Origin of the sequence: Lacrimispora amygdalina (genome assembly GCF_003432035.1) — a bacterium.
GTDB classification, from domain to species: Bacteria; Bacillota; Clostridia; order Lachnospirales; family Lachnospiraceae; genus Lacrimispora; species Lacrimispora amygdalina.
This window is the reverse complement of the sequence record NZ_QOHO01000019.1, coordinates 25,213-47,575: the sequence shown is the minus strand read 5'-3', so window position 1 is coordinate 47,575 and position 22,363 is coordinate 25,213. Positions and strand designations below refer to the sequence as shown.

The following is a 22,363-nucleotide window of genomic DNA, read 5'->3' as shown; positions in this document are numbered from 1 at the left end:
AATGTTAGATCAGCATAGAAAAAGAATTCCCTGTTCCATACTGCGGGGAGGTACCAGTAAAGGCGTATATATACTGGAAAATTATCTTCCCCCGGATGAACAGGCAAGAAATGAGCTTCTCATGAGAATCATGGGAAGCCCCGATATAAAGCAGATTAATGGGCTGGGAGGTGCGGCTTCTGTTACCAGTAAAGTTGCGATCATAGGAGTATCCAAACGAGAGGATGCAGATGTGGATTACACCTTTGCACAGGTATCTGTGGATAAACCGCTGGTAAGCTATAAGGGCAACTGTGGTAATATTTCTTCAGGAGTCGGGCCGTTTGCAATCGAACAGGGGCTTGTAAAAATCACAGAGCCGGTGACAACTGTTAAAGTGTTTAATACAAACACCGGAAAAATTATTGAAGAAGAAGTGGAAGTAAAAAACGGAGCAGTTAAATACGATGGTGATTTTGCCATTGCCGGAGTTCCTGGAACGGGTTCTCCTGTTAAGCTGAAGTTTCTGGACCCTGCAGGAAGTGTTTCAGGAAAGCTTCTGCCAACAGGAAATGCTGTAGATGTGCTGGAAGTTCCAGACATTGGCCAGGTTGAAGTATCCATTGTAGATGCAGCCAATCCCCTGGTATTTGTAAAGGCCTCTGACTTAGGGCTGACAGGGAAAGAACTTCCAAAGGAACTTGATTCTGACCAGAAAAAACTGGATCTTTTAGAGACGGTAAGAGGCCTGGCAGCTGTTAAAATGGGATTAATAACCGACTATAAGAAATCAGCCTGGGAGATGCCGGGAGTTCCTAAAATGACGTTTGTTGCAGAACCGGATGAGTATGAGACCACCTCAGGCCGGACTATAAAGGGGGACAGCATAGATCTATTATCACGTATGATGTCAATGCAGAAGACTCATCCCACTTACGCCATGACTGGTGCCATGTGCACAGCGGCGGCTGCCATTATTCCAGGCAGTGTGGTAAATCAGGTTTTAAGACCGGGAGCAGATACGAAATTTATCCGTATCGGTCATGCGGGCGGCATTTTGGAAGCTGGTGTTGATTTTCATGTAGAAGGAAATGAAACAGTTGTGGAAGATACATTTGGATTCAGGACTGCAAATCTTTTACTGGAGGGATTTACATATTGCTGACCGGAAATGATGAAAAAGCTTAATTGTTAAAAGCAGGAGGATATAGACGTGGTAAAACTTTATGACAGTGGTGTGTATCTGATCAATGAAAGGGAGATTGTTCCAGAAGAAGAATACTCGAAAGCGGGGGCCGTAACAGGGGCCCCTGCAGACCGGGAAGAAGCAAAAAAGGGGACAATTTCCTATGGCATTTTAAAACAGCATAACACTTCTGATGATATGTCTCATTTAAAAATTAAATTTGATGCCATGACCTCCCATGATCTTACTTTTGTAGGAGTCATCCAGACTGCCAAAGCATCTGGAATGGAGAAATTTCCGATTCCTTACGTACTGACCAACTGCCACAATTCTCTGTGTGCAGTTGGAGGTACCATTAATGAAGATGATCATGTGTTTGGTTTGTCTGCAGCGCAAAAGTATGGAGGCATTTATGTTCCCCCCCATATTGCGGTGATTCATCAGTATATGAGGGAAATGCACGCAGGCGGAGGTCAGATGATATTAGGATCAGATTCCCATACGCGGTATGGTGCATTAGGAACCATGGCAATCGGAGAGGGCGGCGGTGAGCTGGTGAAACAACTCCTTTCCGATACCTACGATCTTGATTATCCTGATATTATTGCCGTCTATCTGACTGGAAAGCCAAATCCGGGAGCAGGCCCTCAGGATATTGCGCTGGCAATTATCGGAGCAGTGTTTAAAAATGGTTATGTGAAAAATAAAGTGATGGAATTTGTGGGACCGGGCATTGCCTCCATGAGTACGGATTTCCGTAATGGCATTGATGTAATGACAACAGAAACTACCTGCTTAAGCTCCATATGGAGTACGGATGAGGATACAAGAAGTTATTTGACAGCCCATGGCAGAGAGGCGGATTATCAGGAATTAAAACCTGCAGCTGCAGCTTATTATGATGGCTGCGTTTATGTGGATTTAAGTACAGTAAAGCCAATGATTGCGCTGCCATTTCATCCCAGCAATACATATGAAATTGATGAGCTGAATGAAAATCTGGGCGATATCCTGCGGCTGGTAGAGATAGAGGCGGAAAAAGTAAGTAAGGGACGGGCTGGATTTACGCTGACTGATAAAATTGTCAATGGAAAGCTTCAGGTTCAGCAGGGAATTATAGCCGGATGCGCCGGAGGCAATTATACGAATGTCATCGAAGCTGCGAATGCTCTGAAGGGAAAAGACTGCGGCTATGGTGAGTTTTCCCTGTCAGTTTATCCGTCATCACAGCCGGTTTACATGGATCTGGTACGGAAAGGTGCTGTAACAGACTTAATGGAAGCTGGAGCCGTGTTAAAGACTGCGTTCTGCGGACCGTGCTTTGGAGCCGGTGATACCCCTGCTCATAACGGGCTGAGTATCCGCCACACCACCAGAAACTTCCCCAACCGGGAAGGCTCAAAGCCTGGAAATGGTCAGATGGCAGCCGTTGCACTGATGGATGCACGTTCCATTGCAGCTACTGCAGCAAATGGAGGTGTGCTTACCTCTGCAGAAGCGTTTGACTGCTGGGAAAATATACCGGATTATCAGTTTGACGGCACTGTATATAAAAAGAGAATATACCAGGGATTTAATCAGGAACAAAAAGAGAAAGAGCTGGTATGCGGACCCAATATTAAAGACTGGCCTGAAATGAGTGCCTTGACAGAGAACATTCTTTTAAAAGTGTGTTCTAAGATTATGGATGAGGTTACAACTACAGATGAGTTGATTCCTTCCGGTGAAACCGCTTCTTACCGCTCCAATCCATTGGGACTTGCTGAATTTACCTTATCCAGAAGAGATCCGGCTTATGTGGAAAGAAGTAAATGTGCCGACCGTCTGGAAAAAGCAAGAACTGCAGGAAAATCTCCGGCAGAATTAGAACCAGAGCTTATAAAGATTTATGATACAATTAAGAAAATACCTGGTATGGAATCGATTGAAATAGCTGATACGGAAATCGGAAGTATGATTTATGCAATCAAGCCGGGAGATGGTTCAGCCAGAGAACAGGCGGCCAGCTGTCAGAGAGTCATTGGCGGACTTGCAAACATAACCAGAGAATATGCAACAAAACGCTATCGTTCTAATGTAATGAACTGGGGAATGCTGCCGTTTCAGATGAAGGATGAACCGGAATTCGAGACAGGCGATTATATTTTTGTCCCCGGAGTACGCACTGCATTGGAAAGCGGTAATATGTCAGATATCAAAGCATATGTGATAAAAAAAGATTCAGCCGAAGAAATTCATTTATATATCACGGATATGACACAGGAAGAACGTGAGATTGTAAAGGCAGGAAGCTTAATCAATTACAACAGAAAACGGAAATAAGAGGAGGAACGATATGGAAATCGTGCAGCCGGCAATGGCCGGAACACTGGAATCCAGCGACTGCCAGGTTACGGTAGAACCTTGCAATAATGGCATAGAATTTAACCTGGAAAGTGTGGTTATCAACCAGTATGGTAATCAGATAAAAAAGGTTGTGATGGAAACGCTTAAAAATCTGGAAGTCGGTCAGGTGAAAATCTCTATCGTAGACAAAGGAGCACTGGATTGTACAATAAAAGCGCGTGTGGAAGGGGCACTGTTCCGTTCTGCCGGGCAATTTGATAATCTTCCATGGGGAGGAGCTGTTCGATGAGGAATCCGGAAAAGAAACGATTAAGAAGAACCATGATGTTTTTAAATGCCCAGAAGCCGGGTTTAATCAAAGATCCCTATATTTATAAGCCGGATTCCATTATGCTGGATTTAGAGGATGCAGTGGCCGAAAACCAAAAGGATGCTGCACGTTTTTCCCTTTATCATGCACTGAAAGAAATAAATTACCACGGGTGTGAACGGGTGGTCCGCATCAATGCTCTGGATACCCCTTATTGGAAGGAAGATATCCGCTGTGCGGTAGCAGGCGGATGCGATTCCATCCGGATACCAAAAACGGAACGGGCTGAGGATGTGAAGCTGGTTGAGGAAGCTGTGGCTGCAGCAGAAAAAGAGTTTCATATTCCGGAAGGAAAAACTCTTATCATGGCAGCCATTGAATCAGCCAGGGGAGTAATGAAGGTTCTTGAGATCTGTGAGTCCTCAGAAAGACTTTTTGGCATCGCCCTTTCCGGCGGTGATTACACCAAAGATTTACAGACACATATTACCGGAACCGGTCTGGAACTCATGGGTGCAAGGCAGAACATGATCATAGCAGCAAGAGCGGCTGGTGTCCAGTGCTTTGATACCGTGTATACCAATCTAAATGATATGGAAGGCTTCCGCAAAGAAGTTGAATCTATTCATTTGATGGGATTTGACGGAAAATCAATTATAAATCCAAGACAGATCAGCATCGTACATGAAATATTCACACCGACGCTTAAGGACATTATCTTTGCAGAAAAGGTAGTAAAAGAAATAGATGATAAGAAGGCAAAGGGAATCGGTGTATTTACCGTTGACGGAAAAATGATAGATATCGCATTTTATGACGGTGCAATACGTACCATTTATATGGCTAAAGCGTCGGGCGTATATAAGGGGGATTTGTAAAATGATAAATGCAGTAGGAAGGGATATCCCGGATGAAATTCTAAAAGCCACTGGAAAGGAAGTATTCCAGGGTATTCACTACAGAGACGGATATACTTATAAAAAGGATGGTCCGGTAACCAGATGCGTGAGTGATAATACAAAGAGTAAATTAGCAGACAGTATTCATGATGTACTGATTAAATGCAACATAAAAGACGGTATGACTCTTGGCTTTCATCATCACTTCCGGGAAGGCGACTACATCGTTAATATGGTAATGGAAGAGGTACACCGGCTGGGGATTAAAGATATCACCATTTGTGCCAGCTCCCTTGGGAAAGCCCACGACCCAATTGTTCCATATATTGAAGATGGAACCATAACGAATATCCAGTCCTCCGGAGTCAGAGGAAAAATCGGACAGGCAATTTCCTCGGGTAAATTAAAAGGATTGGCTATCATGCGTTCTCATGGAGGCCGTGTCCGTGCCATTGAAAGCGGAGAAACCAGAATTGACATTGCATTTATCGGCGCACCTACCTGCGACGATTACGGCAATTGCCGGGGAATCGGAGGCAAGAGTAACTGCGGTGTACTTTCTTATGCACTTGTAGATGGAGATTATGCGGATCAGGTCGTAGCAATTACAGACTGCCTGGTACCTTTCCCCAATTTTCCTGCACATATCAGCATGACAAAAGTTGATTATGTAGTGGTGGTAGATGCCATTGGAAATCCGGAAAAAATTGCCACAGGTGCTGCAAAACCCACCACCGATATGAGAAAGCTGATGATGGCTGATTACTGCACCCGGTTTGTTGTAAATACTCCATATTTTAAAGATGGATTTTCTTATCAGACCGGTGTGGGAGGTGCATCCATTGCTTCTACTATTTCACTTGCTAAAATCATGAAGGAACGCAACATCCGCATGCGTTTCGGTGTTGGGGGTCTGACGAAGCCGATGTGTGATCTGTTAGCAAATAATCAGGTAGACTGTCTTCTGGATACCCAGGATTTTGATCTTGATGCAGTAGAGTCGGTAAAAGATTTGAAACACTTCCGTATTTCTGCCGGAGAATATGCAAATCCCTTTAATAAAGGTGCGGTTGTCAATAAACTGGATTTTGTTATACTGGCTGCTCTTGAAGTAGATGTGAATTTCAACTGCAATGTAGTGGTTGGATCAGACGGAGAGATAACCGGAGCACAGGGAGGCCATCCGGACACTGCTGCCGGTGCCAAGTGTGCCATAGTCATCGTTCCTCTGTTACAGGGGAGAATTCCGGCTGTCTGCACGGAAGTTACTGCGGTGACCACTCCGGGGGAAAGTATTGATGTAGTAGTGACTGATTATGGAATTGCCATCAATCCGAAGCGGCAGGATTTAATTGACTGCATGAAAGGAGTCGATCTTCCTTTTAAAACAATTGAGGAACTCCGTGATATTGCCTATTCCATAGCAGGAGAACCTGAAAAAGTGGAATTTGATGATAAGGTTGTGGGTATTATCGAAAGCCGTGATGGAACCATATTAGATGTAGTACGCAAGGTGAAAGAATATACCTTTGCTGATAATTAGATGATAGAAACAGATAAGAAGAAATGGGAAAATTATACCGTCTGGCTGGGGAATATGGCGGGACTGGCACTGTTAGAGGAAGTTGATACAGCTCCAAAGCCGGGACTGGTGGATTCATTGAGTAATGGAGCTCATCGGGATATGAATCTGCTTACTTTTCAGAGAAGTGCAGATGCTCTGATCCCATATTTCTGGAAATTCGCCGAAACAGGGATTCAGATGTCTGAAAAACCAGAAGGCTGCTTTCTGAAGATCCGGCAAATTGGTATTCAGGCGGAAGAGGCGATGTATGAAGCAACTGGACAGATCAATACCCATAAAGGAGCCGTGTTCACCATGGGTATCTTATGTGCGGCTGCTGGAATCTGTTATAAAAAGTATGGTCAGGTGTCCATCAGCAGTCTGATTGTGCAGGAACAAAAAATGGTTAAGAATATTTTATTAAATGAACTTGACCTGATTCAGATCCAGAACAGCGGAGATACCCATGGCAAAAAGAATTTATGTACTTATGGCTCCAGAGGAATCAGGGGAGAGGCGGCAGATGGTTATCCTTCAGTCATAAACCTGGCTTTACCGGTTATAAGACAGGGAAAGAAAGAAGGAAGGAACTGGAATCTGGTGAAAATCCAGGCGCTGTTTACCCTGATGAGTCAGGTGGAGGATGGAAATATCCTGTCCAGGTGCAAGAGTGAGGGGCTTAAGGAAGTGCAGAAGCTGTCAAAGGAGTTTTTGCTCTCGGGCGGTGCCTATTCCAAAGGTGCAATAGAGGAGCTGACAAAGCTGGACACCTATTTTATTCACAAAAATTATAGCAGCGGCGGGTGTGCCGATTTGCTGGCGGCCGCTATCTTTTTATCTGAAATTGAGGAGGCCTGGGCAGGAAAGTGAGCAGGTAACTATGCTGGAAGGAAGACCGTTTCAGGGCCGTGCACTGGAAGAATTAAAACAATTTTTAGCCGGTCAGGATCTTAATTATGATGAGGGGATTGAATATAGTGCGTGTGTACTTGATGATGATTACAAAATCATTGCAGCAGGTTCCGTGGAAGAGAATGTGTTAAAGTGCATTGCAGTGGATCCTCTTCATCTTGGAGAAGGATTATCCGGCAGCGTGGTTTCCCAGCTGATTCAGTATGAGTTTGAGCATGGAAGAAGCAGGCTTGTCCTATATACAAAACCAAAGAATGAGGAAATGTTTAAAAGTTTAGGATTTTATACCGTGTTCCGTACAAAATCTGTATTGTTTATGGAGAATGAAAAACAGGGATTTGAAAAATTCATACAGGCAATACAGAAAATAACACCAATCGATGCCAAAGATTATGGGAAAATAGTTGGCGCTGTTGTAGCCAACTGTAATCCGTTTACACTTGGACACCGGTATTTAATAGAAGAAGCTTTGAAGCAGTGTGACTATTTGCATGTGTTTGTATTATCGGATAAGCGGACCTTTTACAGCGCGAAAGACCGATATCAGATGGTTTTAAAGGGAACGGAAGATTTAAAGAGAGTCATTGTTCATCAGGCGTCTGATTATATGGTTTCTGCTGCCACTTTTCCCACTTATTATTTGAAAGAAAAAGTGTTTGCCAATGAAGCCAATTGTGAATTTGATTTGGAACTGTTTGCACAAAAGATTGCCCCTCCTCTTAGCATAACCAGACGCTTTGCAGGAACAGAGCCTATATGCAGGGTAACCGGCTCTTATAATACAGCAATGAAACAGATTCTTCCTGAGTATGGTATAGAAGTCATAGAAATTGAACGAAAAACACAGGGAGAAGAAGTCATCAGCGCTTCGAGAGTCAGAGAAGCTGTCAGGAAAGGCAGGTTCCAGGACGTGCAAAGACTGGTGCCGGAAACGACATGGAATTTTTTAACACGAAGATCATAAGTATAACGGGGAGCCGTTGCAAAATAAGTGATATTACTTATTTGCAACGGCTCCCTGCATTATCATCTCTGCGAGTTCCCAGGCGCGTGTAAGAAGCTTTTCATTCGGCAGTACTTCACTGACTATACCCAGGTCTAATGCCGTCTGGGAATTCATATTCCTACCGGTATATGCGCAAAATGCAGCTCTTTTGATGCCTGTTAAATTCTGAAGTGTTAAGACGATTCCATCACCAGGAGATACACCGCCCAGGTAATGAGCATCAAAAAAGTCTGTACCTTCAGCACAAATTGTAATATCGCATAATGTTCCCATTTGCCAATGTGATCCTGATCCATTAATCGCCCCAATTGTGGGGATGTCTATACAAAAGATCATATTTTCAATCATTCTCAACGATTCCTGATACATTTCCAGTTTACGTTTCTTCGGCCAATCCATGAATTTTGTTTTCCAGACTTCGGGATTGGCTGCCTGCCATGCATATGTTATCGATTCTTTCAGTGAATTCCAAAAATATCTGACTCATGAAGGAAAGCCTGTTGACAGCGGCGATCTGCTGGAACGGGTGGAAACAATGCTGGAAAACCATATAACTTTGTGGGAAGAGAAGAAAACAGACCTGTCCATCACGGCGTTTGGCCACTTTGTTCCTGAACTTAAAAAGCACGGGGTAAGGTACATCTTAATACGGCCCACTTTGGAAAACGTGAAAGAGACCATAAAGGAGACCATCAAACGTATGGGAATAAACAACATCAATTTACAGAGAATTATATCCTATGCAGAAATTATGAGAACAAATAAATTATCCTCAGAGGATGTTGCCCAATGCCTGTCCATCACCGTCAGAGGTGCAAACCGTATCCTTAACAAAATCGAAGAAAAAAAATACGTACAAACGGTATTTGAAAAACGGGACAACAGCAAAGGGCGGCCAAAAAAATATTACGAGCTGTTGTTTCTCGACGAAGAGGGGCACAAATCAGAAGTTACCCGCGGGTAAATCGTATCATTCAAATAGAACGTGCTGTTTGCAGCACGCTCTTTTTGCGTTATTCTATGGCTTTGAAGTGAAGACACTTTTATATATTGGTATTCCGTATAGATAGGAGAAAGATTAATACATATTTTGAATTTGTTTCGCATATGGTGTAATGCTATAATTATGCTAAATTGAAAAAAGATTAAGGAGCCCATAATTTGTTTGACTTATCTTATTTTTTTAGCGTATTTCCAATTATTGCATCAAAATTACAGGTGACGCTTTTGCTGACCCTGACGGCTGCCGTTTTTTCCATTATCATTGGCGTTACAATAGCAGTGATCGCATATTACAAGATCAGGATTTTTTATCCGATTACCCGTTTTTATTTGTCGATATTAAGAGGGACTCCTCTGGTGGCCCAGCTATATTTTTTTTACTATGGACTGGCGCGGGTCAGTGAAATTATTCTGAACATGAAGCCGTTGACGGCAGTGGCATTGGTTTTAAGTCTGAATACCGGTGCCTTTATGTCAGAAAGCATTCGGGGAGCCCTTCTTTCGGTTGATTCAGGTCAGAAGGAAGCCGCCGCTATGTTAGGCATGTCAGAACTTCAGACAATCAGAAGAATCGTTCTGCCTCAGGCATTTCGTGTTTCATTGCCGGCACTGTTTAATGATTTGATTAATCTTTTAAAAGCCACATCTCTTGCATTCATGCTTGGTGTCAGAGATATCATGGGGCAGGCCAAGAGCGAGGGCGCGCAGTCCTTTCGTTACTTTGAGATTTATCTGGCGGTCATGATTATTTACTGGCTTTTAGTGCTGGGATTTTCTCATCTTCATAAGATTATGGATAGAAAATGCATGGAAATGTACTAATGATGAATTTAAATTGGGAGGAAATGGAAATGAAAAAAATGATACCGATTCTCTTCACTGCTGTGGCAGTGACCCTTTCTGGTTGCAGCAGTCAGGCTGTTTCCAAAGCAGCAGATGGAAAGAAATCAGCAGAAGAAAGCGTAAAATCAGAAGCCACAGTGGCAGAAAGCAGTTCAAATGAGAGTACTGCAGGGAAGCGTAAAGTTATTATTGCTACCGGAGGCACAGGAGAGCCCTACAGTCTGCTGAGCAGTGATGGAAAAGATTGGACCGGAATTGATGCAGAGATGTGGAGTGAGATTGCAAAACGTACTGGGTGGGATATTGAAGTTAAGCAGACAGAATTTTCCTCTTTATTTGGCGAACTGGATGCCGGACGTGTAGACGTGGCAGCAAATTGTTTTGCAACTACAAAAGCCAGAATGGACAAGTATACCACGTCTCATCCATATTATGGTGATGCCCAGTGTGTGATTGTCAACGAAGATAAGTCAGATGTCAACACTTTTGAAGCATTGAAAGACGTCACTATTGGAGTGACACAGGGGCAGGCCTCTCAGGTGTCTGTGGAAAAAATGGCAGATACATATGGTTGGAACGTAGTCGTTTATGAAACAAGTGATACCGGATATCAGGATCTGTATCTAAAGCGGATCGATGCCATGGCTACCACAGACAGCCTGGTACATAAATATGAAAAGACTCAAAACATGAAGTTTCATATTCTGGATAACAGACTGTTAGCCAATAACGTGGCCTATTATTTTCAAAAAAATGACAAAGGAAATGAGCTTTGTGAGGAAGTTAATCAGGTACTTGATAAAATGATGGAGGATGGAACCACTTCAAAAATTGTTACGAAATGGATGTATTCCGATATGACAAAGATGATACACGAATAAGCAGATGGAAAGGTACTGAAAATGATTGAAATAAGTCATTTATGGAAGTCGTTTGACGGAGAGACAGATATTCTAAAAGATATTAATATATCCATTGACAAAGGTGAGATTGTAGCGATACTAGGTCCCTCGGGAACCGGAAAATCAACATTGCTCCGGTGCCTGAACTATTTAACAAAGCCAACCGGTGGAATCATCCGCATCGGCAGCCATTCGATTGATGCAAAGAAACATTCTAAAAAAGAGATTATGGAGCTGAGAAGTCATTCTGCCATGGTTTTTCAGAATTATAATTTATTCAAAAATAAAACAGCCATTGAGAATATTATGGAAGCCTTGATAACCGTGGCTGGAAAAAGTAAAAAAGAAGCACAGGAAATCAGTTTAAGGCTGCTTGATAAGGTTGGAATGCTGGAACGGAAGGATTTTTTCCCTTCCAGGCTTTCCGGAGGCCAGCAGCAGCGGGTAGGCATAGCCAGGGCTCTGGCTGTTAATCCGGAGGTGCTGTTATTGGATGAACCTACCTCAGCGCTGGACCCGGAGCTGGTAGGAGAGGTGTTAAACACCATTCAGAAAGTAGCGGAAGATGGCTCTACCATGATTCTTGTTACTCATGAGATTATGTTTGCACGGAGGATAGCCACCAGAATCCTGTTTATGGCAGAGGGTACCATCATTGCGGATGGGACACCAAAGGAGATACTGGATAACCCGGAAGATGAGAGAGTGAAACGTTTTCTGGATTATAATCTGAAATAAATTATCTCTCTGTTATGGGAATCAGAGGGTCATTTTTGAAAGGAGTCTTACAATGATAGAGATGAAAAAGGAACTGCCCCAGGTATTTGATAGTTTTGCTGAGGCCAGAAAAAACGGGTTTCTTGCAGTAAAGAGAATTAAAGATTCAGGCAAGGGAGTGGTGGGACAGTTTTGTACTTACACACCTCTTGAGATATTCATGGCGGCGGGGCTGGTATCCGTAAGCCTTTGTTCCACCAGTGACGAGACAATACCTGATGCGGAAAAAGATCTGCCAGGCAATCTGTGTCCGCTCATTAAATCAAGCTATGGCTTTGCAGTTACGGATAAATGTCCTTATATGTATTTTGCAGATCTGGTGGTAGGAGAAACAACCTGTGACGGCAAGGTAAAGATGTATGAACTGCTGGCCAAGAAGAAAAATTTACATATTTTACAGCTTCCCCGCAATCAGTTTACCCCGGAATCAAAGGCACTTTGGCGGTCAGAAATTGTCCGCTTAAAAGAGCGGGTAGAAAAAGACTTTGGTGTCACAATTACCGATGATATGCTGAGAGACGCCATTCATAAACGCAACGAAGAACGGAGACTTCTAAAAGAGCTGTATGAGTTAAGCACCTTGTGTCCCCCTCCGATTACGGGTCTGCGCCAGCTTCAGATTCTATTTGGTTCTCAGTTTAAATTTGACTGGAAGGAAAAAACAGAAGAAATCCAAAATGCAATCAATCAAATAAAGTCAGACTATGAAGCAGGAGAACGGCCGGTATCTATAGATGCCCCCCGGATTCTCATCACCGGATGCCCCATGGGAGGAGTAACGGAGAAGGTGGTTAAAGTTATTGAAGAAGCAGGCGGTGTAGTCGTTGCTTATGAAAACTGTACCGGAGCCAAGCAGATGGATCGGCAGTGTTTGGAAGAAGGAGATCCGATCACCAACATTGCAGAGCACTACCTGCAGATTGGCTGCTCCATTATGACACCCAATCCGAACCGGTTTGAACTGTTAGGAAGGCTGTGTGAACAGTTCCATGTGGATGGGGTAGTGGAAATGACTCTTCAGGCGTGTCATACATATGCGGTAGAATCTCATACCGTAAAGACATTTTTAAAAGAGAAAAACATTCCTTACCTCCAATTAGAAACAGATTATGGAACAGCAGATATCGGACAGCTTTCAACAAGAGCCGGTGCGTTTGTGGAGATGTTGTAAACAATGAAACAGATATCAGTAGGAATTGACTGTGGATCAGCCGCCTGCAAGGGAGTCCTGTTAAAAGAAGATTCCATTGCCGCAGTCTGCGTAAAACCCACAGGCTGGAACCCAAAAGAAACTGCCAGAACCGTCTTTCGGGAGCTTCTGGAACAGACAGAAACAAAGGAACATGAAATACGAGTGGGAGCAACTGGATACGGAAGAGTGGGAATTGACTTTGCTCATAAAAAAATAACAGAGATTACCTGCCATGCGTCAGGGGCAGATTACCTTTTGCAGGGGGTTCGCACAATCATTGATATTGGAGGCCAGGACTCCAAGGTGATTTCGGTGGAAAATGGTAAGGTGCTGTCCTTTCAAATGAATGATAAATGTGCCGCCGGGACAGGAAGATTTCTTGAGATGTCTGCTCACCGCATGGGAGTGGATTTGTCTGATTTTCAAAAGCTGTTAACCGAAGGAAAATGTTGTACTCTAAGCAGTATGTGCGCAGTTTTTGCCGATTCAGAAATCGTATCATTGCTGGCAGCAGGGAAAACCCGTGAGGAAATCGCCGGAGGAATTATTCAGTCCGTGGTGACAAGAGTGATGGCACTGGCAGGAAGAATCGGGACAGAGTCTCCCATTCTTTTAACCGGAGGGCTGGCACAAATGGAAGGAATTCGTAAAGAGCTGGAATTGCAAACCGGATGTCCCGTAAATGTTTCTCATTTGTCCCGCTATGCAGGAGCAATTGGAGCAGCATTAAAAGTGTAAATGTTATAACAAGATATCATATGTGAAGTTAAAATGCACAGTTACTTTTGCGTAACTGTGCATTTTTTGTTTGTATTTTTAGCTGATTTTCATGGGTTTTATGGAAAATAGATACATTGTTATTGAAATATGGTTGCTTTATAGATAAAATTAATAAATACGAACAATTATATAACCAATATTTGCTTGTAAAATATCATGGTTTCCATTATGATTTAATTGTAGATTGTAGACAATCTACAATGCTGACTGGTTTAAGGAGAAGGAGAAGCTATGGACATACGTAAGATTAATAAGTTTACCTCTTGTGGAGGATGTATTGCTAAACTGCCTCAGGGTATGTTAAAAGAAGCGTTATTAAACATACCTCTTTTTGACGACCAGAATCTTATTGTGGGATTTGATACTTCTGATGATGGGGCAGTCTATCGCCTGGCAGATGATCTGGCGATTATTCAGACTCTTGATTTTTTCCCTCCTATGGTGGAGGATCCTTATTTATTTGGAAAAATTGCGGCAGCGAATGCATTAAGTGATATTTATGCAATGGGTGGAGAAGTTAAGGTTGCCCTTAATATTGTCTGCTTTCCTGAGGATGAAGACCCGGCTATATTAGGTGAGATTCTTAGGGGAGGAGCCGAAAAGGTAAAAGAAGCAGGAGGGGTTCTCTGCGGAGGACATTCCATTACGGATAAGGAACCCAAATATGGTCTTTCTGTGACAGGGATTGTCCATCCCCGGAAAATCATGAGAAACAATTCCTGCTGTATAGGTGATGATATCATACTTACCAAGCCCCTGGGAGTGGGACTTGTAACATCCTCCTATAAAGCTGGAGAAGCCTCCCTGGAAAGCTATGAGCAGGCGGTAAACAGCATGCAGACACTAAATAAGTATGCGGCAGATGCAGGAAAAAAATATCGGCTGCACGCTTGTACAGATGTGACTGGATTTGGCTTTTTAGGACATTTAAATGAAATGGTTACAGATGAATATACCATTCAGGTAGAATGCTCAGAAATTCCTTATATAAAAGAAGCGTACCGCTTGGCGGAGGAATATCTGATTACGGGCGGAGGTAAGAAAAACCGGAAGTTTTTGCAGGACAAACTGCGGTTTGAACAGGTATCTCAACCTATGCAGGAAATATTATTTGATCCTCAGACTTCAGGAGGTCTGCTGCTTAGTGTAGATCCCCGGGATACGGAAGGGTTATTAAAGGATTTGGCTGATTTAAGTATAGTAAGCTCTAAGGTTGCCTCTGTAATTTCACGTCAGGATAAGAACATGATTGTCCTTGGATAATCACCTTCATACTGGAATGAATCTTGGTTGAAAGGTTGTGTCACTATGGATTTAAAACAACTCGAAGCATTTGTTTATGTGGCTAAGTTGAATAGTTTTTCTAAAGCGGCTGATACAATTTATTTATCTCAGCCTACGATTAGTTCCCATATTAATGCTTTGGAAAAAGAATTGGGCACACAGCTGTTAATACGATCCACAAAGGAAGTTTATCCTACCAAAAGCGGGTTGGATTTTTTCGTATATGCTCAGAATATGCTGGCGCTTCGTGATGAGGCCATTCATTCGGTGGCACAGGGAGGCTGCAGTATCAAAGGTGAAATATCGTTACTGGCTTCCAGTGTTCCGGCACAGTATTTGCTGCCTTCTCTGATTGCAGCATTTCAGAAAAGCTACCCGGATATCCTGTTCAAAGTCAGGCAAAGTGACAGCGAACAGGTAGGAAAGCTGCTTTCTAACTGCATTTATGATTTTGGTATTACAGGTACAAAACTTTCCGGAAACAAGTTTGTTCAGGTACCATTTTATCATGATACGCTGGTACTTGCAGTTCCTGCCTGTTATTCAACTCCACAGAATCTGTCACCAGAAACGTTGAAAAAGCTGCTCCGGACGCAGCCGTTTATTATGAGGGAAGATGGGTCCGGGACAAAGAAGGAACTGGAGAATTTCCTTCTTCATCTCAATCTGACTCTGGAACATTTAAATACGGTCTGCTGCTTTAATAATACTCATGGCGTTTTACAGGCTGTCTCCAGCGGAGCCGGTATCTCATTTGTATCCCGGGCATCTACAGCCATGTATACACAAATGGGACTAATAAAAACCATTGAATTAAATGATTTTGTTTTTAAACGAAACTTTTATTTGCTGTCAAAAAAAGAAATGATTTTACAGCCTGTTCAGAAATTGTTTCAGACATACCTTCTTAATTATTATAAGGAACTGCAGTAGTAATTTCGGATTCCATATGAATGACGGTGATATCGGTATTTTAACTGGTGCCAGAAAGGATTATATTATGTATTTTGATAGCGCTGCTACTTCATTGCCTAAACCGCAATGTGTAATTGATGCGGTTACAGCCGCAATGCTTACCCAAGGTAATCCATCAAGAGGGGTGAACAAAGCTTCCCTTGCCGGACTCAGATGTATAACAAATGCAAGACAGGAGATTGCCCGTTTTTTTGGCGGTGAGAATGAGGTTCATGTGGCATTCTGCCAAAATGCCACCATGGCACTGAATCAGGCAATTGGTTCCGTCCATAAACATATTGTCACTACTGCGGCAGAACACAATAGTGTACTTCGGCCGGTTTACCGGACGGGAAATTATACCATTGTTCCAGTGGATACAAAAGGAAGACTGGATATAAAACAGGTGGAGGAAGCAATTCGTCCGGATACCGGGGCGGTTGTAATGACGCACGCTTCCAATGTGACTGGAAATAGTTATGATATTTCGGCAGTTGGAGAAATTTGTAAGCGAAAAGGGATCTTTTTTATTGTTGATGCTTCCCAGTCTGCAGGGCTTTTGCCCATTGATATGAAAGCAATGAACATAACTGCACTTTGTTTTAGCGGACATAAATCTCTGTATGGTCCTCAGGGAACAGGCGGCATATGTGTAAAACCGGAATTTTCCATATCACCGATGATGACGGGCGGAAGCGGGAGCAATACATATTCGAGAACCGGTCCGGAGGAAATGCCAGAGCGGCTGGAGGCCGGCACACAAAATAGCCACGGGATTGCAGGACTTCTGGCAGGCGTCCGGTATGTAGGCGGTAATAGAGAATTGTTTTTAAACCAGGCCATGGAATTGACAGATTATTTTCTGGAAGAGTTAAGAAAAATACCTTCTATCCGGGTTTATGGTGATTTGGAGAGCACCACACGTACTCCGGTAGTGGCTTTAAATGCAGCCCATATTGGAAGCAGTGAGTTGGCCTTTGAGCTTAATGAAAAGTATGATATCTGCGTCCGTGCGGGAGCTCATTGTGCACCTCTTATGCATGAAGCTCTGGGAACAAAGGACAAGGGGGCGGTACGTTTTTCCTTTTCACATATGAATACCTTAGAAGAAGTGGAATTGGCCGTTAAGGCTCTTCGGGATTTATGCAGTTGATGTATTGATATTACCCATAATAGAAATAACATTGAATAGGAGATGACTGGTATGAAAATAATTGATGCTATGGGAAAGGCCTGTCCGGTTCCGGTAGTCCTGGCTAAGAAAGCAGCAGCGGAACTTGCTTTAGAGGGTGGGGAATTACAGGTGTTGGTGGATAATCAGCCTGCATGCGATAATTTAAGAAGTATGGCAGAAGGAAAGGGCTATACCGTCAGGGAAGAAAAGATTGAGCCCGGCAGTTACCGTGTTACAATAGGGGTTCCGGTACAGGAACAGATGAAAGAACAGATGCAGGTCCAGTCTGTCGGAGAGCAGAATCCTGTAAAAAGGGAGGAGAGCGGACTGGTCGTTGTCATCAGTAAAGATTCTATGGGGCAGGGAAGTGAAGAACTGGGGAAAATACTTATAAAAGGGTTCTTGTTTTCGCTCACCCAGTTAAAGACTCCGCCAAAGGTTGTTTTATTTTTCAATTCAGGAGTCCTCCTCACGGTAGAAGGATCCAATACATTAGATGATCTGCGTGAACTGGAACAAGCAGGTACCCAGATTGAAATCTGCGGAACATGTGCGGATTACTATTCTGTGAAAGACTCCGTTGGTGTTGGTAAGATTGTTAACATGATGACAATTACAGAGCGTATGGCTTTTGCAGGCTCGGTCATTAACATATAAACTGGAAGGAATGCCTTATGGAAGATATTTTGTTAACATTTCAAAACACACACCATTCAATTATGGCTGAGACACTATTGCTGGGTGAAAAGATACCGGTTAAGGTTATGCCCATGCCGGAGGCTATTACGGCCGGCTGTGGACTATGCCTTCGTCTGCCGGAGGGAGACTGCCCGAAAGCTCTTGAAATACTGGAACAAGGCAGTATTATACCAAGGGGAATTTATAAAAAGACAGCAGGAGAATATAGTAGCCTGCCCATAGAGCGTTTTCAGGCCTCCGCATCATCCTGATGCGTCATTCTATGGCTTTAAGGATAATCAGGGAGAGCCTGACTCTTATAATAATATCAATTTTGTTTAAATCAAGGCCGGTGATATCTTTAATCTTTTGTATGCGGTACTTTAGTGTATTAAAATGGATATGCAGACAATCCGAAGCAGTGTGCAGATCCAGCTGATGATCCAGGTAGCAGGTGAGTGTCTCCATTAAGGCTGTACCATGAACCCTGTCATATTCAATCAGATCATTCATACCCGGCTCAACCATGTGAACAGGGGGGTTTTGAAGCAGATAAGTTTCTGCCAGATCTTGTAAGATATAATCTTCATAAAAAAACAATTGCCCCAGGCCTTTCTTTTGTCTTGAAAAATCAAAGGCTTTTTTTGCCTGCTCTAAGGCATGGCCTGCCTGTGAAAGGTCCAAAAAGGCGCGGCTCACTCCGGCTAACATATGATTTGCACTTAGTATCTGCAGAAAGTTCTTAAGGCGGTCATCATCAAGAGGAGACTTCATGCATTGGTCAGAATCCAAAAGGATCACTATTTTACCTTCGATCACCTGAGTCAGTCCCCCGGTAAAGAATTTATCCAGCAGTGTACAAATATAAACCATTTTCTCCCTGGAGTCAAAAAGGCCGTTGTCTGTAATATAGAATAAGTATAAGTATTTTTTAAAATGAAGACCGGATTTTTTTATCAGCTGCCTGATCTTTTCCGGATTGGGATGCTGTGTTTTTAAAACATAAAGAAGTATTTCTGATAATGGGGAATCGTAGGAGCAGTAAAAATGTGCATCATTACATAGCCGGATTCCTGCAAAATGGGCGAAGACCTGTAATATTTCACTGGTGAACTCTGTGAAGGGCCGGTTGTATTCCAGCTCGCTGACAAAAGCAATATTCATATGGCTCTGTCTGATACGCAGGATGCGCTGGCGGTGTTTATAAATTTCAGGATAATTCATAATATACGGTGTGGGGGAATTGAGCATATGACGTTGAAATGCGTAATCAGCGTTGCATATATCGTTGTATTTCTGGGAGAAAGTCTGATTCTCCTTATATTCCATCCACTGGGGCTCATCAAGCGGCTCTTCATCCCAGCAGGAAACCACGGGATTATGGGCGGAATCGATTACTCTCAACGGGTTTCCGACATACTTATAAGTCACTTCCAGCATCTTCTTCATGGCATCCGGATCGTTTAACGCGCGGATCATCTCTTCCTTGTACTGATAGAGGGTCAGTTCCTCGAAAAAGAATTCCTCTGTCAGGTTAATTAACTTTGGCAGTGTTACCAGACTGGGATCACAGACAATCCAGTTGATTTTATTATCGGCGCCATAGGAGCGGGGCAGTTCCTTATTACCAATGAGTAAAAGATTGACAGCTTCTGAAAGCGGGGGAGAATCAGGCAGGTCTGAGACATATGCGATGTAAATGATATCTGAGCAGAATGACTCAGGGAAACCATCCAGACAACGGCATGATCTGATGATGTAATCATTACTGATATGACAATGACAGCTGTAATTTTTTAAAAACTCCGCCAGATTTTTCATGTGCTTTGCCATAAGCGTCCTCTTTTCGTCTTTATTAATGAATCATTATGAGTAGTATTATAACACCGATTTTATGTGGCTTCCAGAATGAATTGTTATAAATGAATAAAAAATGCAGATGAAATTGTTTAATTTAACAAAAGAAATCTTAGTAAAACCGATAAGAAACAAATAAAAATTTATGGATTCAGACATACCCTTTTCCTTTTGTATTTGATACTATTTTTCCATACTATCAATAAAAGGAGAAGACGAATATGCACAACAAATATGAAAAGCTTTTCGAACCGGTTAAAATCGGGAGTGTCACATTGAAAAACCGCTTTGTTATGGCGCCTATGGGTCCCCAGGGTCTGGGAGACTCCGTGGGAGGATTTAACCAGAGAGGCGTTGATTATTATGTGGAGCGGGCAAAGGGCGGAACCGGGCTTATCATTACAGGCGTATGCTTTGTTGATAATGAGGCAGAACATCACTCTATGCCAAGCACTCCATGTCCGACCATAAACCCGGTGCATTTTACCCGGACTGCAAGAGAGATGACAGAACGGATTCATGCTTATGATGCCAGAGTATTTCTCCAGTTAAGTGCAGGATTTGGCCGTGTGGCGCCTCCTGTTGATCCGGATTTAAAGCCGGTATCTGCCTCGGAAATCATGAACCGCTGGGTTGACATACCCTGCCGGGCTTTGACAAAGGAAGAGATCCACCGCATTGTAAAACGGTTTGGTGAAGGAGCGGCAATTGCCAAAAATGCCGGGTTTGACGGAATCCAGATTCATGCAGTCCATGAGGGGTACCTTCTTGACCAGTTTGCAATCTCATTTTTTAACAACAGAACGGATGAATACGGCGGAAGCCTGGAAAACCGCCTTCGTTTCGCGAGAGAAATCGTGGAGGAAATAAAGAAAACCTGCGGAGAAGATTTCACTGTTACGCTCCGCTACAGTCCCAAATCATTTATTAAGGATTGGCGTGTCGGAGCTCTTCCTGGTGAGGTGTTCGAAGAAAAGGGACGTGACCTGCCGGAAGGGATTGAAGCCGCACAGCTGCTGGAGCAGTATGGATATGATTCTTTGGATGTGGATGTAGGCTGTTACGATGCGTGGTTCTGGAATCATCCTCCGATGTATCAAAAGAAAGGACTTTACATCCCTTACGCAAAAGCAATTAAGGAAGCGGTAAATGGTCCTGTTATCTGTGCCGGCCGTATGGATAATCCGGATCTGGCCCTTTCCGCCATTGAAGACGGAAGCTGTGATTTAATCGGACTTGGACGTCCGCTGCTTGCGGATCCTGATTATGTAAACAAGCTGCGGTTCGGTCAGACAGAACTGATCCGCCCATGTCTTTCCTGCCATGAGGGCTGTCTGGGCCGCATGGTTCATTATGGCTGGCTTAACTGCGCGGTTAACCCTTCCTGCGCAAGAGAACGGATTACAGAATTGAAGCCTGTCCTGAAAAAGAAAAAGGTAATGATTATCGGCGCAGGAGTGGCCGGATGTGAAGCTGCCAGGGTTCTCAGTATGAGAGGTCATCAGCCTGTGGTTTACGAAAAGACAAACCGCCTGGGAGGAAATTTAATTCCCGGAGGAACACCGGATTTTAAAGAAGATGATCATGCACTGGCAAACTGGTATGAAAACACGCTGAAAGATCTTTCAGTACCGGTTTATTATAATACGGAGGTAACTCCTGAAATGATACGCACCGTGAATCCGGACACTGTAATTGTTGCAACCGGCTCAAGGCCTAAGGTTTTTGGTCTTGGAGATGACAGCAAGGTTTTTACTGCCGAAGAGGTGTTTCTTGGAAGCAGGGATCCGGGCAGCCGTGTGGTGGTTTTAGGCGGAGGGCTGGTTGGGTGTGAGCTGGCTTTGTGGATGAAAAATAACGGAAAAGATGTTTCCATTGTGGAAGCCCAGGACAGTCTGTTAAAATTAAATGGTCCGCTGTGCTTTGCCAATATCAGCATGCTTTTATCACTGATTCAAAAGAAAGATATTGCCGTTTATACAGATTCCAGGGCGGTCCGAACGACTGAGCAGGGCGTTTTAATTGAAACTGGCGCGGGAGAACAGGAACTAAGTGCAGATTCTGTCGTACTTGCAGTGGGTTATGATTCGGAAAACAGACTTTATAATGAATTAAAGCATGAAGTCAGGGATCTTTACATACTTGGAGATGCAAGAAAGGTTTCCAATATTATGTATGCCATATGGGATGCATTTGAGGTGGCATCGAATATTTAATATGGGATAAAAAAGGAGATTCTGCCGGACAGGCAGCAGGCGTGGCGGTCTGTAAGGCGGAAACTCCTTTTTGCTTCTAGATGATGAGTTCTTTATCATTTTTTATTATAGTTCTCTTATTAATGCCATCAGGCACCATTCTGTAAACCAGGAACCGGACATCCCAATCGGAATCATTTTCCAGTGTATGTATGGAATCTTTCACTCTAACGATTGAATTTTCCGAAACTATCCGGCTTTCGGTCTGTCCCGCTTCTTTCCATAAGATTTTTAACTTACCGGAAATTACGAAGATAACTTCTTCGATCTGGTGATGCTTATGCCATTCCTGAATGGAGTGAGGAGGAAGGGTATTGAGATGAATTTCATATTCATCAAAAATGAAATAATTGACCTTTGTCTGGTTTTCTTTTTCCACGTAGATTGAGTCTGCAGTATCATAAATTTCTAAATTCATTATAAACACTCCCTTGTACTCTAGCTAAAACAGAGATTCGTTTTT

At 43.2% G+C, this 22,363-nt stretch carries 22 protein-coding genes; 19 read left to right on the top strand and 3 right to left on the bottom strand.

Annotation, left to right across the window (positions count from 1 at the left end):
- The first annotated feature begins 1 nt into the window (after position 1).
- Genes DS742_RS06785 through citC form a run of 7 tightly spaced genes read left to right on the top strand, consistent with a single transcriptional unit; the run spans position 2 to position 8,160 of the window.
- A complete protein-coding gene (locus DS742_RS06785; protein ID WP_117416235.1) occupies positions 2-1,144 on the top strand; it encodes a 2-methylaconitate cis-trans isomerase PrpF family protein in 1,143 nt (380 codons plus the stop codon).
- 48 nt (positions 1,145-1,192) lie between these two features.
- A complete protein-coding gene (locus tag DS742_RS06780) occupies positions 1,193-3,487 on the top strand; it encodes a hydratase (protein WP_117416234.1) in 2,295 nt (764 codons plus the stop codon).
- Positions 3,488-3,500: 13 nt separating this feature from the next.
- Positions 3,501-3,800 carry a citrate lyase acyl carrier protein gene (gene citD / locus DS742_RS06775; RefSeq protein ID WP_117416233.1) on the top strand — a complete coding sequence of 100 codons (300 nt, stop codon included), beginning with the start codon at positions 3,501-3,503 and terminating at the stop codon, positions 3,798-3,800.
- Positions 3,797-4,699: an aldolase/citrate lyase family protein gene (locus DS742_RS06770; RefSeq protein WP_117416232.1), complete on the top strand. Its 903-nt coding sequence runs from the start codon at positions 3,797-3,799 to the stop codon at positions 4,697-4,699. Before citD ends, DS742_RS06770 begins: the two co-directional genes overlap by 4 nt.
- A gap of 1 nt (position 4,700) precedes the next feature.
- Complete coding sequence (gene citF, locus DS742_RS06765) at positions 4,701-6,263, top strand: citrate lyase subunit alpha (RefSeq protein WP_117416231.1); 1,563 nt, start codon at positions 4,701-4,703, stop codon at positions 6,261-6,263.
- Entirely contained in the window at positions 6,264-7,154 is an 891-nt protein-coding gene (citG, locus tag DS742_RS06760) for a triphosphoribosyl-dephospho-CoA synthase CitG (protein ID WP_117416230.1), read from the top strand.
- A 10-nt stretch (positions 7,155-7,164) separates the two neighbouring features.
- Positions 7,165-8,160, top strand: a complete 996-nt coding sequence (citC, locus tag DS742_RS06755; RefSeq protein ID WP_117416229.1) for a [citrate (pro-3S)-lyase] ligase — start codon at positions 7,165-7,167, stop codon at positions 8,158-8,160.
- Positions 8,161-8,193: 33 nt separating this feature from the next.
- Here the strand turns inward: citC and DS742_RS06750 are convergent, their stop codons facing one another.
- Entirely contained in the window at positions 8,194-8,571 is a 378-nt protein-coding gene (locus DS742_RS06750) for an enoyl-CoA hydratase/isomerase family protein (RefSeq protein WP_278335941.1), read from the bottom strand.
- 28 nt (positions 8,572-8,599) lie between these two features.
- Here DS742_RS06750 and DS742_RS06745 point away from each other — a divergent pair, with 28 nt between their 5' ends.
- The 11 genes from DS742_RS06745 to DS742_RS06695 all read left to right on the top strand — a co-directional run bounded on the left by DS742_RS06745 (position 8,600) and on the right by DS742_RS06695 (position 18,060).
- A complete protein-coding gene (locus tag DS742_RS06745; protein ID WP_242996417.1) occupies positions 8,600-9,166 on the top strand; it encodes a hypothetical protein in 567 nt (188 codons plus the stop codon).
- Positions 9,167-9,363: 197 nt separating this feature from the next.
- Positions 9,364-10,026 carry an amino acid ABC transporter permease gene (locus DS742_RS06740; RefSeq protein ID WP_117416228.1) on the top strand — a complete coding sequence of 221 codons (663 nt, stop codon included), beginning with the start codon at positions 9,364-9,366 and terminating at the stop codon, positions 10,024-10,026.
- 29 nt (positions 10,027-10,055) lie between these two features.
- Positions 10,056-10,928, top strand: coding sequence for a transporter substrate-binding domain-containing protein (locus DS742_RS06735; protein ID WP_242996416.1), 873 nt, complete (start codon positions 10,056-10,058; stop codon positions 10,926-10,928).
- Positions 10,929-10,949: 21 nt separating this feature from the next.
- Complete coding sequence (locus tag DS742_RS06730; RefSeq protein WP_117416226.1) at positions 10,950-11,687, top strand: amino acid ABC transporter ATP-binding protein; 738 nt, start codon at positions 10,950-10,952, stop codon at positions 11,685-11,687.
- 55 nt (positions 11,688-11,742) lie between these two features.
- Positions 11,743-12,897 (top strand): double-cubane-cluster-containing anaerobic reductase, encoded by a 1,155-nt coding sequence (locus DS742_RS06725; protein WP_242996420.1) that lies wholly within the window; start codon positions 11,743-11,745, stop codon positions 12,895-12,897.
- A gap of 3 nt (positions 12,898-12,900) precedes the next feature.
- Positions 12,901-13,656, top strand: coding sequence for an acyl-CoA dehydratase activase (locus DS742_RS06720; protein WP_117416224.1), 756 nt, complete (start codon positions 12,901-12,903; stop codon positions 13,654-13,656).
- Between the two features lie 273 nt (positions 13,657-13,929).
- Positions 13,930-14,961, top strand: coding sequence for a selenide, water dikinase SelD (selD, locus tag DS742_RS06715; protein ID WP_117416223.1), 1,032 nt, complete (start codon positions 13,930-13,932; stop codon positions 14,959-14,961).
- A 45-nt stretch (positions 14,962-15,006) separates the two neighbouring features.
- Complete coding sequence (locus DS742_RS06710) at positions 15,007-15,915, top strand: selenium metabolism-associated LysR family transcriptional regulator (protein ID WP_117416222.1); 909 nt, start codon at positions 15,007-15,009, stop codon at positions 15,913-15,915.
- A gap of 16 nt (positions 15,916-15,931) precedes the next feature.
- Positions 15,932-17,089 carry an aminotransferase class V-fold PLP-dependent enzyme gene (locus tag DS742_RS06705; RefSeq protein WP_341457614.1) on the top strand — a complete coding sequence of 386 codons (1,158 nt, stop codon included), beginning with the start codon at positions 15,932-15,934 and terminating at the stop codon, positions 17,087-17,089.
- 51 nt (positions 17,090-17,140) lie between these two features.
- Positions 17,141-17,767, top strand: coding sequence for a sulfurtransferase-like selenium metabolism protein YedF (gene yedF / locus DS742_RS06700; protein ID WP_117416221.1), 627 nt, complete (start codon positions 17,141-17,143; stop codon positions 17,765-17,767).
- A 17-nt stretch (positions 17,768-17,784) separates the two neighbouring features.
- Positions 17,785-18,060, top strand: a complete 276-nt coding sequence (locus DS742_RS06695) for a putative Se/S carrier protein (RefSeq protein WP_117416220.1) — start codon at positions 17,785-17,787, stop codon at positions 18,058-18,060.
- 4 nt (positions 18,061-18,064) lie between these two features.
- On the opposite strand, the gene DS742_RS06690 is transcribed toward DS742_RS06695, so the two are convergent.
- Complete coding sequence (locus DS742_RS06690; protein WP_117416219.1) at positions 18,065-19,621, bottom strand: PucR family transcriptional regulator; 1,557 nt, start codon at positions 19,619-19,621, stop codon at positions 18,065-18,067.
- A 245-nt stretch (positions 19,622-19,866) separates the two neighbouring features.
- On the opposite strand from DS742_RS06690, the gene DS742_RS06685 reads away from it, so the two are divergent.
- A complete protein-coding gene (locus tag DS742_RS06685) occupies positions 19,867-21,861 on the top strand; it encodes an oxidoreductase (RefSeq protein ID WP_117416218.1) in 1,995 nt (664 codons plus the stop codon).
- A 76-nt stretch (positions 21,862-21,937) separates the two neighbouring features.
- On the opposite strand, the gene DS742_RS06680 is transcribed toward DS742_RS06685, so the two are convergent.
- Positions 21,938-22,318, bottom strand: a complete 381-nt coding sequence (locus DS742_RS06680) for a cupin domain-containing protein (protein ID WP_117416217.1) — start codon at positions 22,316-22,318, stop codon at positions 21,938-21,940.
- Between the last annotated feature and the right edge of the window lie 45 nt (positions 22,319-22,363).